Annotated in this window: 13 protein-coding genes; 5 read left to right on the plus strand and 8 right to left on the minus strand. The window is 52.6% G+C overall.

Going from position 1 to position 14,837, the window contains the following annotated elements; all coding sequences use genetic code 11:
- The first annotated feature begins 129 nt into the window (after positions 1–129).
- Positions 130–543, plus strand: coding sequence for a globin domain-containing protein (locus tag ACFPMF_RS26575; RefSeq protein ID WP_379850923.1), 414 nt, complete (start codon positions 130–132; stop codon positions 541–543).
- 4 nt (positions 544–547) lie between these two features.
- Here ACFPMF_RS26575 and ACFPMF_RS26580 read toward each other — a convergent pair whose 3' ends face one another.
- From ACFPMF_RS26580 to ACFPMF_RS26600, 5 genes are all read right to left on the minus strand, one after another.
- A complete protein-coding gene (locus ACFPMF_RS26580; protein ID WP_379850925.1) occupies positions 548–1,204 on the minus strand; it encodes an outer membrane protein in 657 nt (218 codons plus the stop codon).
- A gap of 209 nt (positions 1,205–1,413) precedes the next feature.
- Positions 1,414–2,490, minus strand: a complete 1,077-nt coding sequence (locus ACFPMF_RS26585; protein WP_379850927.1) for an aminotransferase class V-fold PLP-dependent enzyme — start codon at positions 2,488–2,490, stop codon at positions 1,414–1,416.
- Between the two features lie 6 nt (positions 2,491–2,496).
- Positions 2,497–2,883 (minus strand): hypothetical protein, encoded by a 387-nt coding sequence (locus ACFPMF_RS26590; RefSeq protein WP_379850929.1) that lies wholly within the window; start codon positions 2,881–2,883, stop codon positions 2,497–2,499.
- Positions 2,884–2,942: 59 nt separating this feature from the next.
- On the minus strand, positions 2,943–4,847 hold the full coding sequence (gene serA / locus ACFPMF_RS26595) for a phosphoglycerate dehydrogenase (protein WP_379850931.1): 1,905 nt from the start codon (positions 4,845–4,847) through the stop codon (positions 2,943–2,945).
- Positions 4,848–4,941: 94 nt separating this feature from the next.
- On the minus strand, positions 4,942–5,967 hold the full coding sequence (locus ACFPMF_RS26600) for a YheT family hydrolase (protein WP_379850933.1): 1,026 nt from the start codon (positions 5,965–5,967) through the stop codon (positions 4,942–4,944).
- Positions 5,968–6,209: 242 nt separating this feature from the next.
- Here ACFPMF_RS26600 and ACFPMF_RS26605 point away from each other — a divergent pair, with 242 nt between their 5' ends.
- Positions 6,210–6,746, plus strand: a complete 537-nt coding sequence (locus tag ACFPMF_RS26605; RefSeq protein ID WP_379850935.1) for a DUF2911 domain-containing protein — start codon at positions 6,210–6,212, stop codon at positions 6,744–6,746.
- A gap of 165 nt (positions 6,747–6,911) precedes the next feature.
- Here ACFPMF_RS26605 and ACFPMF_RS26610 read toward each other — a convergent pair whose 3' ends face one another.
- Both ACFPMF_RS26610 and ACFPMF_RS26615 read right to left on the minus strand, forming a co-directional pair.
- Positions 6,912–8,927: a c-type cytochrome gene (locus tag ACFPMF_RS26610; protein ID WP_379850937.1), complete on the minus strand. Its 2,016-nt coding sequence runs from the start codon at positions 8,925–8,927 to the stop codon at positions 6,912–6,914.
- 5 nt (positions 8,928–8,932) lie between these two features.
- Positions 8,933–10,789, minus strand: coding sequence for a 3-keto-disaccharide hydrolase (locus ACFPMF_RS26615; RefSeq protein ID WP_379850939.1), 1,857 nt, complete (start codon positions 10,787–10,789; stop codon positions 8,933–8,935).
- 279 nt (positions 10,790–11,068) lie between these two features.
- Here ACFPMF_RS26615 and ACFPMF_RS26620 point away from each other — a divergent pair, with 279 nt between their 5' ends.
- On the plus strand, positions 11,069–11,860 hold the full coding sequence (locus ACFPMF_RS26620; protein ID WP_379850941.1) for a 3-keto-disaccharide hydrolase: 792 nt from the start codon (positions 11,069–11,071) through the stop codon (positions 11,858–11,860).
- A gap of 174 nt (positions 11,861–12,034) precedes the next feature.
- Positions 12,035–12,904, plus strand: a complete 870-nt coding sequence (locus ACFPMF_RS26625; RefSeq protein WP_379850943.1) for a ChaN family lipoprotein — start codon at positions 12,035–12,037, stop codon at positions 12,902–12,904.
- A 5-nt stretch (positions 12,905–12,909) separates the two neighbouring features.
- Here ACFPMF_RS26625 and ACFPMF_RS26630 read toward each other — a convergent pair whose 3' ends face one another.
- Positions 12,910–13,500 (minus strand): RNA polymerase sigma-70 factor, encoded by a 591-nt coding sequence (locus ACFPMF_RS26630; RefSeq protein WP_379850945.1) that lies wholly within the window; start codon positions 13,498–13,500, stop codon positions 12,910–12,912.
- 250 nt (positions 13,501–13,750) lie between these two features.
- Here ACFPMF_RS26630 and ACFPMF_RS26635 point away from each other — a divergent pair, with 250 nt between their 5' ends.
- Positions 13,751–14,812 (plus strand): FecR family protein, encoded by a 1,062-nt coding sequence (locus ACFPMF_RS26635; RefSeq protein WP_379850947.1) that lies wholly within the window; start codon positions 13,751–13,753, stop codon positions 14,810–14,812.
- Positions 14,813–14,837: the final 25 nt, after the last annotated feature.

A 14,837-nucleotide genomic window follows, 5' to 3' on the forward strand; every position in this document is an offset into this window, starting at 1 on the left:
GACCGTACTTATTGAAATGTATTTTTTGAAAGGGGTGGACTTTGGCCCTCCGCGCCGAAAGCCACCCCTTTTTTATCGCTCTGCCCTAAACCCATTTCGTTGGCAGAACAACGCAACGAACTTACTGTCATGGACGAAAGTCAGATTTCGCTGATCAAAAATTCCTGGAATTCCCTCCTTCCTCAGAAAGAAGAAACCGGCAGCCTTTTTTACCAGACCTTATTCCAGGATGACACCTCCCTCCGTTACCTGTTCGGCACGAATTTGACGGGACAAATCCGGAAGTTCATGGACATGATCAACTTCATTGTCGATCAGCTGCACCACCCTGATCAGCTGGAAAAAGAATTAAAGGCCCTGGCCCACCGGCATTTTCAGTACGGCGTTCTTTCGGTCGATTACGATACCGTCGGAAAGGCGTTACTGAAAACCCTGGCCAGCCAATTGCAGGAAGAATGGACGCCCGAAACGGAAACCGCCTGGCAGGAACTCTACCGAACCGTCACGCAAACGATGTTGAATAGCCTCAAATCACCCGCCTGAACTTTCAGCGCCGGGAGCTGATGTGAAAATTGGCCCCCAGTTTAATCTGCGGCCCACGATTGTTGCCCGCATAGACCGGGGCTTTATCGTAATAATTGTTTTCGATCATCAGTTCGAAACTCAGGTTATCGAGTGCCCGCACCCCTAACCCGGCTCCGATATTCAGACTGCTAAAGCCGCGTTTATCATTCGGGCCGACGTCGCTGGAACGAAACTTCCCGATATTAAAACCGCCTTCGCCAAAAACGTAAAAATTGTTCTGAACCGGATAATACCGGACAAAGGCACCCGCCGAATTGGCCCGGTAGCTGGTTTTGGCCCGGCTTTCAAAGGCCCCCCGCAACCCAATCGCAAAGCCACGCTGGAGAAAAAAGCCCACCCGGGGCGTAAAAGCCGTATACAATCCCTGTCCTTTGCCGATGGCAAACCCTAAACCCAGGCCAATAAAGGCCGCATTGCGCTGGAACCAGGGCGAACCGGGTCGCTCGAAATCCGATAGATTTTCGTCCGATAGGCGCTTGCTGGTGTTGAATGTGGTATCCGGTTGCGTTGCGACGGCGGGCTCCCGACGGAGCGTGTCGGTTACCTGCGCCTGCGTGACAATGGCATTTATCAGACAAAGGCTTGTCAGAATGATAAGCCGGTTGGTGAACGTTTTCATGGGACGGTGTTGAATTGTCTCCATAAAACCCGGCCAGCCGGAAATTGTTATTCAACGGGAAGGCGTAAAAAAACGGCGGATAGTCCGTTGGGGCCATCCGCCGTATGGCGAAAACGTCCGTTCTATCCAGGACCAGAGAAAAACAAGCCTGGGCAACCGACTAATCCACTATCGATCAACACCCTACGCCTTTCCTGGCTTACCGTCAACTAGAGTTTGCTCAGGATGTCAATAAGTTCGCCAATCTGCTCCGCGCTGGTCGCGGGAAAGTTGGCAATCCGAATCTGGGTATCCTTGAATTGTCCGTAGCCGCTGCCGATGACCAACCCGGATTCTTTCACTTTACTGATCACCTCCGCCGACGGTTTTTGCGTATTCGCCACCACCACCGTCCGCGAGCGGTGCCGTTCTTCTTTCACAAACGGCGTAAACTGCGGGTGGCTTTCCAAGAATTTGTACAGCATTCTCGCCTTCTCTTCCGTTTCCTTCCGCATGGTTTCAATCCCGATCCGGTTGAAATCCTGCGCAATTTTGCCCAGCAGATAAATGAACAGCACGTTCGGCGTAGCGGGCGTTTCGTAGGTTTTGAAGTTTTTCCAGAGTGTCGGCAGGTTGTGGTGAGCACCGATATGCTGATCGCCATGTTTCAGCAACTCCGCTTTTTCGAGGCACTTGTCGCCGGCAATCCAGACCCCCAGACCGGCGGGCATCCCGAAGGCTTTTTGCACCGAGAAGAATGCCGTATCGATCAGTGAAAAGTCCAGATCCGGGTACGGCGCCGACGAGACCATATCGACCGCAATCAGTTTCCGGGCGTTGCTGCGTTTCAGTTTATGAATATCAACCGTTCGCATCTGCACGCCCGAACTGGTTTCGTTATGCGTTACGGCAATCAGTTCGGCGTATTCCGGCACCTGCACCTCGGCATAATCAAACCCCTCGCCGAACGGTTTTTCCTGCTTGTGCGTGTACTTCTGAAGCGCCGTCGCGTATTCGCAGAACTTCTTTGAAAATGACCCGTTCAGCAGGTGAAAACTCTCGTATTCGACACAATTGAGCAAAATCCGTTCCCACACTTCGGAGGCCGACCCGGTGAAATAAATGCCATGCGTCTCGGGAATGGTGAGCAGTTCGCGCAGTTGTTCGACGCAGAACTGGTACAGACTCCTGAATTTGGCACTCCGGTGCGAAATTGACCCAATCTGTTCATCCATCGCCGTTTGCAGATGTTGGTAAATCGTCGGATACAATTCCGCCGGTCCGGCGGTGAAGTAGGTTTGTTTCATAGTCGATCAATAAAAATACTGCCTCGTCCAATGCAGGCTATCCGGAAACATAAACTCAAATTGCGAAAACTTTTCTTCGGTCGAGAGCACAACGTTATTGGACGGATTACCCTTTTCATAGATAACCGGCAATGTTTCGCCCCGCAACCCCTGCAATTGGCCCTCCGATAGGGTACGAATCACCCGGCTTTTCCCCACAAACGATTTTTCATTAACCAAAAACCGGGTGTTCGCCCGATAATACTGCCAGTATCGGGTTTTGACCAGCTCAAAATGCGATACGGTTCCCACGGTTACGACCGATTCCTTCCGAATCTGCTTTCGCTGATAGATGGAATACATCCTGGGAGCAGCGGCCAGCAGCAGAAGAAGGGGAGTAAAAGCCAGAAGCATGACTTTTGAAGAGGGCCACTCCATTCTTTTTACTCCCTGTTCCATATCCTGTCAATGCATTAGTACAACAATCTGAATTTGATCGTATTGTCGATATGCCGCAGTTCACTGACGACCTCGTCCGAATAATCCTTGGCAATATCCGTGATCACGTAACCGATCTGATCGGTGGTTTTCAGGTATTGGCCCTGGATGTTGATGTGGTATTGGGCAAAAATAGCATTGATTTTCGCCAGAATCCCCGGTACGTTGGCGTGAATGTGCAGCAAACGGTGCGAATCTTTCAGCAACGGCAATTGCAGTTCCGGGAAATTGACACTGCCGTAGGTGCTTCCGTTGTTGATGTATTCGAGGAGTTTACCCGGCACGAAATTACCAATATTTTCCTGCGCTTCTTCCGTACTGCCTCCAATATGGGGCGTCAGAATCACGTTCGGCAAACCGCGCAACTCATTGAGAAACGGCTCGTTATTCGTTTTAGGTTCGTACGGAAACACATCAATTCCCGCACCGGCCACCTTACCACTTTTCACGGCTTCGACCAGCGCCGGCACATCGACGATATGCCCCCGCGACAGGTTCAGGAAGATGACCCCTTCTTTCATCAATCCGAATTCCCGCGCACCAATCAGGTTTTTGTTGCTGGCCCGGCCGTCGGTATGCAGGCTGATAAAATCCGAAATGGTGAGCAGTTCGTCCAGCGTTTTGCATTTCCGGGCGTTACCGAGCGCCAGCTTATCGACAATGTCGTAAAAATACACCTCCATGCCCAGCGCTTCGGCCACCACCGACAACTGGGTGCCAATGTTGCCGTAGCCCACCAGACCGAGCTTTTTGCCCCGCACTTCGAAGCTATTCTGGGCCGATTTGTCCCAAACGCCCTCGTGCATCCTGTTGCTTTTCGGAACGATGTTCCGCACCAGCATGATGATTTCGCCAATCGCCAGTTCCACCACCGAGCGGGTATTGCTGTACGGCGCGTTGAAAACCGCAATCCCTTTTTCAGTACACGTTTTCAGGTCGATCTGGTTGGTACCAATGCAAAACGCGCCGATACACATCAGCTTGTTGGCGTGTTCGAGTACGCGGCTGGTCACCTGCGTTTTCGAGCGGATACCGAGGATTGACACATCCCGGATTTTTTCGATCAGTTCTTCTTCATCCAGCGCCCCTTTCAGGATTTCGACATTGAACCCTTCGCTTTCAAACAGATTGACGGCCACGGGGTGTACGTTCTCCAGCAACAGCACCTTGATGCGGCTTTTCGGATACGACTGACTGCGACTCAGCTTGTTATGATACAGAAACTCGTCGAGCGAAGGCGCTACGTGGTCGGCTTTTTCGATCACTTTCGGACGCATGACATTTTCGGTAAACGCGTAAAACCGGTTGGCCAGCCCCGATTCGCGAATTTCGTAATCGGTATAGCCGTCTCCGATCACATAAATGTCGCCGTCCAGTTTCATATCCCGGATCAGCTTCACTTTGCCCTTGTCGGTAGCAAGCGGGTTTTCGCAATCGCAGCCCACGATGTTGCCGTCGTTGTCGAAGACAAACGTATTGGCAAACACATTCTCTTCCTTGATGCCCAGCGACGTAACGATGGGCACGATAAATTCCTTAAAACCGCTCGACACGATAAAAATATGGTCGGCATGTTCGGCCAGAAAACTCCGGTTTCGCTGGAACGAATCCGAAATTTCGTTTTTCAGCGTTTCGATCAGGGCGGGCAGGTGATCGCGGTGGGCGTTCAGCAGTTGCAGCCGCATTTCAATGGACTGCGCCAGCGAAATTTCCCCCGACATCCCCCGGTCGGTAATGATCTTGATTTTGTCGAGGATGGCGTCGCGGTCCCGGTGACCGGCCAGTGAGATTTCACCCAGCACATCCAGGGCTTCTACCTTGGTAAAGGTGCTGTCGAAATCAATAACGAAATACGTCTGTTCGAGTGTTTTGGTTAACATCGTTTTACTCCAGATTGTCGGCATTTAGTAATTCTTCCAACGCCTGCCTGAGTATCGGAAGATGCACTGTACTTATTTTCCAAATAATTCTTGTCTACCCCTTCCGGGATGGCGTCGGAACCATTCCCTGGTATTCACCCTTCAAAAACCGCAACGCCCGGTCTTCCGACCAGTAAACGTCCTTCGGATGTCCGACGGGTGTAAAACCGCAATGGCCACCCTGCGCCGGAAATTCCATCCAGACGTTCGGCAGCCGACGCCCCAGTTCTTCGGGGAAACACTCCCGCGACAAAAAAGGATCGTTTTTCGCGTTAACAATCAGGGTCGAAATCGCAATTTTATCCAGATACTGCAAGGCACTGCTTTGCTGGTAATAATCTTCGGCATCCCGGAACCCGTGCAGTCTGGCGGTGAACAGGTTATCAAACTCCCGCAAAGTTCGTACTTTTTGCAATCCTTCCGTATGAATTGTGCCCGGCATTAAGGCCGCTTTCGTAAAAACTTTTCGCTTCAGGGTCCGGTTAAACCGCTTGTTGTAAATCTGACTGTCCCAGGCTTCCAGTCGCCGGGCCGCTGTAGTCAGGTGCAACGGTACCGAAAACACCACCGCTTTCTCAATCGCCGGATGAATGGCCTCGCCCTGTTCGCCCAGAAATTTCAGCGTAATGTTGCCGCCCGCGCTGAAGCCCATCAGGTTAATATGCCGATAGCCTTTCTGCAGGGCATAATTGATCACCAGTTGCAAATCCGTTGTTTCGCCGAGGTGATAAAACCGTACCTGCCGGTTCATTTCACCGCTGCAACTCCGGTAATGCCAGGCCAGGCAATCAAAGCCGTTGGCCGTCAGGTGCCGCACCATACCGGCCAGATACTGCCGCCGGGAATCGCCTTCCAACCCGTGGGAGAGAATCGTTAAGCCGGAAGAGGAAGGCGCTGCACCACCATGTTTACCTTCTGAAAAACTCCAGTCCAGATCCAGAAAATCATCATCCGGGGTATCAATGCGCTCCCGGACATACGGCACCTCTACTTTTCGGAATAAAGCCGGAATGATGGTTTGCAAATGGCCGTTCCACAAATGAGCAGGGGAACGGTAGTCCGACGGAGAAAGCAACGGCATAAACGTCTCAAATGAAGCACAAAAGTACGACGTTCAGCGGCAAAGGGAAAATTGATTTTCCCGGAAAGCAGACCGCCATCCGTCGGTCATGCCAATTTTCGGTAGTATTTCTGCAGGTGATTGTACTATTCCGACCATCCGTTCAGCTTATTTTACTGACCAATTAAACCAAACCGTTATTTTTTGGTCCAAGTTTTGTTTTATTTGCGACGATTCATTCACCAATAAACCTTCAATTACCGATGAAAAAGGGATTGTTATTCATTGTTGCGCTCCTGATCATGGCGACTTCCACGCTGGTTTCGGCGCAGAAAAGTCCACACTTGAAAGTTGAGAGTCCCGGCAAGAGTGTGAAAGTAGTTTACGGTCAGCCGTCCAAAAAGGGGCGGGTTATTTTTGGTCCGGACGGACTGGAAAAATACGGGAAGGTATGGCGTACGGGAGCCGACGAAGCCACCGAGATTACCTTCGCCAAAGATGTTGTGTTTGGCGGAAAACCGGTAAAAGCCGGAACGTACACCCTGTTTACCATTCCCGACGAAAAAGAATGGACGGTGATTCTGAATAGCAAACTGGGCCAATGGGGCGCTTATGACTACATTGATCCGGTAAAAGGAAAAGAATTGAAAAAACTAGACGTGGCCGAGTTCAAGGTTCCGGTCAAAACCAACGCCACACCGGTCGAAAAACTGACCATTACGCCAACCGAATCGGAGGTATCGATTGCCTGGGACCAGGCCGCCATCTCGATTCCCGTTAAACCGGCAGGTTCCAAGTGAAGGAAATCCGCCGGAGCGATTCGCCGACGCACCTTGTAGGCCAATCAATACCCCGGAAACACGACAGCCCGACCATTGGCCGGGCTGTCGTGTTTCCGGGGAGTGAGGAGTTAAGAATTAAGAGTTGGCAGACGCATTAACTCATCACTCTTAATTCTTAACTCCTCAAGGTTCATCCGCATTTTTGGCGGCTGCGGTTTTGCCGGGAGCCAGTGAATTGATCCAGGCGGCAATTTTCAGGGCATCGGCTTTCGGAACCTGCGGCATCGGCGGCATTTCGGTCGCGTAATCCGGCCAGTTCTGCGGTTTTGGATTGTAGATCAGTTCCACAATTTTCTCGTTCGAATAGCCTTTTTTCGCCACATCGGCAAATGCCGGGCCGACCTGCCGTTTTTCGGCATTATGACAGGCTGAGCACGTATGGCGGTTCAGCAACGGTTTTACCTCTTCAAAGGTCGGTGCCTTGGCCACCAGTCCTCCGGTTTTGGCCGGTGTAGTCGCAGCGGTTTTCGCGCCGGTTTTTACCCCCGCTTTGGCCGGAGCGCCTTTTTTCGTCGGGGCGGTTTTCGGGGCCGCCGAGTTCGTGGTGCTGACGTCACTCATCGTCAGTTTGGTACCCTCCGGAATGTTGTTCAGCGTGTAATAGGCCGTCGGGTGTACCAGCGAATACGAGCCTTCCGCCGACCGAACCCCATCCAACGTCAGGTTGTGGATGTAATACTGGCGCAGGTTTTCAACAATCACGCGGGCTTTCAGCCCATCCGCCGAAACCTTAACCCCTTTGATGGCGTGGGTTTCTTTGTTCACCGTCGGGCTGCCATAAACCGGGTGATACTTATAAATGAAGCTTTCGACCGAGTAGGATGCCAGATCTTCCGCCGATTTCTTGTCAACGGGCGTCGTGAATTCGACCTCAAAACCGTCCGGCATGGCCCGAACCGCCCGCATCTCGAACGGCATCTGGTTGTTCCAGGTCAGGCGCTGCAAGCCTTCGTCGGCCTCCCCCGCCGATCCCCAGCCCCGGTTGGTTTCGCCCACGAACAGCGAGCCATCTTTGGCCCACGCCATCCGCAGAACACCCGAGCGAAAACCGCTGCGAAAATCGAACGACGCTCCCTGGAATTCGCCGTTCACTTTTTCCATGAACACGCGCGTAATTTTGCTCTGGCCCTGATCACCCACCAGCAACTGCCCCTGGAAGGGACCGAATGAACCTTCCGGAATCTGAACGATTTCGGAGTTCGAAATGCCCTGAATGCCGTGCGGCAACCAAACCACCGGCAACTGGATTTCCGGAAACTCCTTCTTCATTTCGAACAGGGTCACGAATTTTTCATCGATCACGTTTTCCGGTTTGATCGCCCGGCCCCGCTCATCACGGTTGTCGCGCGGATTGATCCGGGCGTAGAGTTGCTCCTGCGTCAGTTTGACCGGCGATTTCGGATCGGCGCTCCAGCGCAGACCCGCCGGGTGGCCCATAAAGGCCCCTTTTTTAACGTGCCAGACCCCGCCGGAACCGATCCAGTCTCCCTGGTTATCGGTATAAAACAATTCGCCGTCGATCATCCCCAAACCGCAGGGGGAGCGAACACCCGTTGCCCAGGGTTCGATCTGACCGTCTTTGGTAATGTGCATGATCCAGCCGCGCCAGGGGACCCGGCTTTCGCCCGCCCACCATTTTTCGTCCCCAAACGCCACGTTGCCCGACACAAAATAGGAACCGTCGGGGGCGATTTTGGGGCCATAACTGTATTCGTGGTAATGCCCCGAAATCGGGAGGTTGGCGACGGTTTCCAGAATATCGGCTTTTCCGTCCTTGTTGGAATCGACCAGTTTGGTCAACTCTCCGCGCTGGGTGCAATACAAGGCCCCGTCTTTATAGGCCAGCCCCAATACTTCGTGCAGTCCCGAGGCAAACTTGCGGAAGAACGGCCGACGGCTGGTCGGGTTTTCCACAATCCACACATCGCCCCGGCGCGTTGCCACGCCCAGATCGCCATTCGGCAAAACGGCCAAACCGCCTACTTCCAGCAACGTTCCTTCGGGGGCCGATACTTTCAGAATTTTATAAAAATCTTCTTCCTTGGGCGATTCCTGCGCCCAACCCACCGAACAAAGCGTTGCTGACAGCAAAGCGCCCACAACCGTCCGGCGGAAAATAGATGGATACATTCGTTTCATAGGATTTAAAACAAGATCGAATAACTCAATTTCCCCTTCACCGGCACGATCAGTTCCTGCCGGTCTCCAACTTTGCGAACGGTTGGCGTAGCGCCCCCGGCCTCATCGATCCGAACGTAAAACGCTTTGCCATCCACGATGTACATACCGTTTTCCAACGGAGCAATGGTGCTGCCTTCGGCCAGCCGGGCGTACAGGTTATCGGACGGATTCTGAACCGTCAGTTCCCGCCGAACCCCCTGGCTGTTGTCGAGAACGCGAATCGCGTCGTTTACCGTAGCACCATAAACCTGATAGCGGAAGGTGGGCCGATCGTTTTCGTCCAGCACATAGCCTTTGGTTCGAAAACCGGTCCCCGTAGTGTCCATTACCCAGGCTGCCTGCGGAGACGACAGTTTGGCGACGCCCAAGACCGGTACGCCCATTCGCTGCACCATGCCCATCGGCCGTGACGATCCGTCGCCCCGGCTGTGCCACATCGGCGTCGAGTCCAGAAACTGACCCCGCCAGACCTGCACCAGCGCCCCATTGTCCATATCGTAGGTATAATGAACCTGTTCCGGGCTACCAACCGACACGGCATGCACCACCCGGAAAGTCCGGCCCTGCGCGTTGCGGTAACCGGGCAAATCCATAAAACTCCGCAAAATGGTATTGGACGGAGCATCGACCAGAATCGGGTCGGTCGGATCGCCATTCAGGCTGCTGCCCGCGTCGCTCATAATGTATTCCCGAATACCGGGGCCAGTCACCGCCAGTCCGATCGACGGTTTGGCCCAGTCTTCCATTTTCGCGTACAGCAACTCGAACGGAACATCACCGGCGGGGAGCGTAATCGTGCCCCGTTGCCGGCGGTCGCCCGCTGCGATCACAACTTTATTGTTGATTTTCATCATGCCGCCACCGCCCGCAGCGCCCAGATTGAACGCATAGTCACCGGCTTCTTTCACGCGCAGCGTCCCCGTGTACCGAATCAGAAAATCGTTCGGAATCCGGGTCACATTGGCCGTCAGCATGACCGCTGACCCTTCGGCCTCCGGCGGTAACTTACTGAAATCCGGTTCTTTATCGAAGCGACCTTTGTACACCCGGTACTTCAGGTTCATCAGTTCCGGGCGTGGTTTGTCGTAGTTCTTAATTACAATATTCCGGATGGCCACCGGCCCGTGGTCGCCCTGAATCCGGAGCGGTCCCACGGCCACCTCGTTGTTGCCCATGGCTCCGCGCGTCGGCCCCGAGAGTTCCACGTTTTCGTGAATTGCCACCCCGTTCAGCTCGATGAGCAGCATCCGGGCGTTCTCAATTTTCTTCCCGCTGGCGTCGAAACGCGGAGCCTGAAACGATATTTTCAGGTGTTGCCATAAACCGGGTGCCCGGCTGGCATTCTGACGGGGCGGGTGGCCTTCGTAGCCTTTCTGCCCGTTCGGCCGGCTTTCGTCCCAGCGTTCGTAAATACCGCCATTGTCACCCGCTTTGGGGTTTTTAACGCCCCAGCTATCGAGCAACTGAATTTCGTAGCGTCCCTGTAAATAGACGCCCGAGTTCGATCCTTTCGCGATTAAAAAGTCCAGATCCAGATCGACATCGCCGTGCTGGAAGTTCGAAACCAGGTCAATATTCCCGTCTTTCGCGGGCAGGTTGGCCAGCACACCGGTTCCCGGCACACTCTTCAGGACGTTGTTCTGGTTGAGATCAGCCGAAACGTCACTGACAATGCGCCAGTTGTTTCCGGGTTTTTGAAAGGCACTTAAATCGTTGAGCGGAAGAGCCGTCGGCTGATCAGTTTTAGGCTGGGCCATCGCCAGTCCGGCCGTAAACACCCATCCGACACCCATCACCAAACGGGCGAACATTGTGTTCATGAGGATAAAAAATAGAAGGTTTGATTTTAAGCCTGAAAGTTACCTCTTTTTTAAATTTTTTTATAAAATAGATTCACTTCCACCCGTAAATGTACTATTTCGACATCAAATTCGAGAAATCCAAGAATGGATACGATCGGGCCTGCTGCCTGAAAGCAGGGAGAAAACGGTGTCTGAAAAAAACCGGGTTCCTAACAGACGCACTGCGTTGACATTTCGGCTATCTTTGACGCCGGTATTTTCGTGCAAATCATTGTTCACACAATCCTATTTTTACGAATGAAAAAACGTTTCTTAGCCCTTACCTTGTTTCTGGGAATCGCGCAATTGGCTCTTGCTCAGGAAAAACGCCAGCAAAATCCGGAATCGTCGGAGATCTGGGAACCGGTGCCGCGCGTGGTAACGCCCGGCGTTTTGTCGCCCAATACAGCCTCCGGTACCACTGCTCCTTCCGACGCCATCGTTCTGTTCGACGGCAAAGACGGCAGCCAATGGGTATCCGTGAAAGGCTACAGCCCCGAAGCCTGGGGTGGTGTTACCGCCGGTACCAACCCCTGGCCCGTTCGGGATGGGGCAATGTTCTCGGCCAAAGGAGCATCGATCCGGACCAAGCAGGAATTCCAGGATTTCCAGCTTCATCTTGAGTTCCGGGCTCCCGACAAAGTGGAAGGAAACGGCCAGGGCCGGGGCAATAGCGGTATTTTCCTGCAGGGACGCTACGAGTTGCAGGTTCTGGATGGCTATAACAACCCGACCTATTCCAACGGGATGGTGGGTTCGATCTACAAACAGGCCATTCCGCTGGTGAACCCCAGCCGCAAACCGGGCGAATGGCAGACCTACGACATTATCTACTACGCGCCGAAATTCAACAAGGACGGCATGATGTCGGAAATGGGCAAGGTAACGGTTTTACTGAACGGCGTGCTGATCCTGTACGATTTCCACATCAAAGGAACGACGGAGTACATTGGTTATCCGAAAGTACAACCGCACGGCAAAGGCCCCCTGTTGTTACAGGATCATGGCAACCCGGTCGGTTTCCGTAATATCTGGATTCGGGAGCTGTAAGGTTTGCGCGCCTGATTCAGGGGTTGTTTCGCGGAGTTACGCGGAGAGTAGCAGAGTTGATCAGAGTTTTTCTCTGCGCAACTCCAGGAAACTCCGCGTAACTCCGCGAAATAACCCTTTTTTTTCGGCCTGTACCGGTCACTCGTTTATATTGCGTCTTCCTAAAGACTTCCCATGAGATACCTGCTCTCGTTTGCCATCCTCTGTTTCGCCTTCACCCGTGATAAACCGGCGTATCAGTTTTACAATCAGAAACTAAAAGCCGTCGATTATCAAAAAGTATTAAAAGAAGCCGAAGAAGCTGACGTTGTTTTTTTCGGAGAGCTACATAATAATCCGATCTGTCACTGGCTGGAATTGCAGCTAACCAAGGATTTATACGCCAGCCGTAAGGATCAGTTGATGCTGGGGGCCGAAATGTTCGAAGCCGATAACCAGACGGCGCTCTCTGACTATGTCTCCGGAAAAACGACCGACAAGGAATTTCCGAAACAGGCCCGGCTGTGGAATAACTATAAAACTGATTACCGCCCGCTGGTTGACTTCGCGCGCGAGCACAAACTGACGTTTATTGCCACGAATGTCCCCCGCCGGTACGCCAGCGCCGTTGCCCGGCACGGTCTGGCGTCGCTGGATACGGTTCCGACGGCGCAGAAAGCCTGGATAGCCCCCCTCCCGCTAACTGTTGATCTGACCTTGCCCGGCTACAAGGCCATGCTCGATATGATGCACAGCGGCAATTCAAAACCCGATTCCGAACAGGCGGCCAACTTTGCCCGCGCCCAGGCGATCAAAGATGCCACGATGGCGTATTTTATCCTGCAAAACCGCAAACCCGGCACGACGTTCCTGCACTACAACGGGTCTTATCACTCCAACAACTTTGAAGGAATTATCTGGTATTTGCGCCAGAAACAGCCGGATTTAAAGATTGTAACCATTGCCTCCGTTGAGGTACCGGATGTAGCCAAGCCGGACAAAGCCAACCAGAACCTGGCGAATTTCATTCTGCACATTCCGACGGATATGACCAAGACGTATTGAGTCTATCACCCCTGCGCAACCAATATCAGCAGCAGCACAAAACTGTAATCCCGCAATTGGGCACGCAGGAGTTTGAGAGCTTTCGAAAGGTGGTATTCAACGGCTTTGTCGGTCAGGGCGAGCCGTTCCGAAATTTCGGGGATGGTCTGTCCTTCAAACCGGCTCAACCGAAAGACTTCTTGCGTTTTGGCGGGTAGTTTTAACAATTCGGTTTCGATGGTTCCGACCAGGTCATGGTAGGCCAGTTGCTCTTCCGTGGATTCGTCCACCTGTGAACCAAAGGTCTGTTGGTATTGCTGGAATTTTTCGTGGACAATCTGCCGCTTGATGTAATCGATTACCGAATATTTCAAGGCACTGAATAAGTAAAAATCCGCCCGACGCACCGCCAGTGATGCCCGCTTTTGCCAGAGTTGGACAAATAAATCCTGAACCAGCTCCTCGGCAATTTCCTGCGATTTGGTTTTTTGTAAAGCAACCCGATACAGAGCGTACCAATAGCGTTCGTACAGCTCCGCCAGCGCCAGCCGATTTCCCTCCGACAAAGCCTTCAGGATCAGCTCATCATCCAACTCTTTCAGTGATGAAAGTCGCACTTCTTCCGTCATTTGTCACCGGGCCTCAAATAATGAACACCAAATTACAATTTTTTTACAAAATAGTGCCACAAGACGCGCTCTGAACCCCGTTCTGATCCAGAAACGCCTAACTTATTAATTGAACAAAACGAATAACATTCGGCAAGATAAACGCTATTTATATAAACATTTCATGGTTTCATAAAAACATTTAGGGCAATCAAGGGGCTTGATCGACTTCTCTACCAAAGGAACCGGTCAACTGCCGATGCAAAAAGAAGAATTTGTCCAACTGCTGGCCCGCTACAACAAAGGGCAATGCTCCGAAGCGGAAATTCGGCTGATCGATCAATGGTATGATCGTTTAGGCACGGAGAGCAGTGTGGCATTAAGCGAGGAAGATCGGCAAAAGCTGAAGAAAAAACTTTGGCATTCCATTGATTTGCAAACCAGCGATGATGCAGAAACGGTTGTCCAGGCGGAGGAAAAAACCGTCCGGTTGCCCCTGTTCCGGGGCTGGGCTGCGGCTGCGGCCGTCATTACCCTGATCGGATTGGGTGCCTTGCTGTTCAACCGGTATCCATCCCGGTCCGCGAATCGGATCACCCAGCCAACCGTTCGGGCCGACGATTTTGTGACGTATACCAACACAACTCAACAGCCTCAGACCCTTACGCTGGAAGATAGCACTCGCATTTACCTGCAACCCCAAAGTACGATCCGGTATGCGGTCAAGGCACATCCGAACAAGCGGGAAACCTGGCTGAAAGGGAAGGCGTTCTTTCAGGTTCATAAAGACCCCAAACGGCCCTTTCTGGTGTACAGCGGCACCATCGTAACGCGGGTATTGGGAACCAGCTTCTGGGTAACCGCCCCCGCCGATGTTCCAACCGTCGAAGTGGCGGTGCATACGGGAAAAGTCAGTGTCTTTAAGAAACGACCCAAGGTACATGTCGGAAATGACGACGTTGATGAAACAGCCAGCGTAGTCCTAACGCCCAATCAGAAAGTAACTATTTATGTCGACGAAGACCGCCTGACCCGCGGCCTCATCGATCAGCCAGAACCCATTCGGGCTCCGGCTCGACCCGTACCAACCGCTTTCGTATTCGACGACAGTCCTTTGCCAGAAGTACTGCAGCAACTCGAACGCGCGTACGGTATCGAAATGGAGATGAGCAACGAGGCTCTCAATAACTGTCGCTTTACCGGCAAAATTGACCAGCAATCGCTTTATGTCAAGCTGGAATTGATTTGCCGGACGCTCAACTTGCAGTACGAAGTGCAGGGAAACCGTATTCTGATTACGGGCTCCGGCTGCACACCCTAAACCCTTAACTTTTTTAACGAACCCG

It is taken from the genome of Larkinella bovis (assembly GCF_042655385.1).
GTDB classification, from domain to species: Bacteria; Bacteroidota; Bacteroidia; order Cytophagales; family Spirosomataceae; genus Larkinella; species Larkinella bovis.

Coding starts and splice junctions, on each gene's coding strand:
- ACFPMF_RS26575 (WP_379850923.1), top strand. CDS start 130: ATGGACGAAAGTCAGATTTCGCTGATCAAAAATTCCTGGAATTCCCTC.
- ACFPMF_RS26580 (WP_379850925.1), bottom strand. CDS start 1,204: ATGAAAACGTTCACCAACCGGCTTATCATTCTGACAAGCCTTTGTCTG.
- ACFPMF_RS26585 (WP_379850927.1), bottom strand. CDS start 2,490: ATGAAACAAACCTACTTCACCGCCGGACCGGCGGAATTGTATCCGACG.
- ACFPMF_RS26590 (WP_379850929.1), bottom strand. CDS start 2,883: ATGCTTCTGGCTTTTACTCCCCTTCTTCTGCTGCTGGCCGCTGCTCCC.
- serA (WP_379850931.1), bottom strand. CDS start 4,847: ATGTTAACCAAAACACTCGAACAGACGTATTTCGTTATTGATTTCGAC.
- ACFPMF_RS26600 (WP_379850933.1), bottom strand. CDS start 5,967: ATGCCGTTGCTTTCTCCGTCGGACTACCGTTCCCCTGCTCATTTGTGG.
- ACFPMF_RS26605 (WP_379850935.1), top strand. CDS start 6,210: ATGAAAAAGGGATTGTTATTCATTGTTGCGCTCCTGATCATGGCGACT.
- ACFPMF_RS26610 (WP_379850937.1), bottom strand. CDS start 8,927: ATGAAACGAATGTATCCATCTATTTTCCGCCGGACGGTTGTGGGCGCT.
- ACFPMF_RS26615 (WP_379850939.1), bottom strand. CDS start 10,789: ATGAACACAATGTTCGCCCGTTTGGTGATGGGTGTCGGATGGGTGTTT.
- ACFPMF_RS26620 (WP_379850941.1), top strand. CDS start 11,069: ATGAAAAAACGTTTCTTAGCCCTTACCTTGTTTCTGGGAATCGCGCAA.
- ACFPMF_RS26625 (WP_379850943.1), top strand. CDS start 12,035: ATGAGATACCTGCTCTCGTTTGCCATCCTCTGTTTCGCCTTCACCCGT.
- ACFPMF_RS26635 (WP_379850947.1), top strand. CDS start 13,751: ATGCAAAAAGAAGAATTTGTCCAACTGCTGGCCCGCTACAACAAAGGG.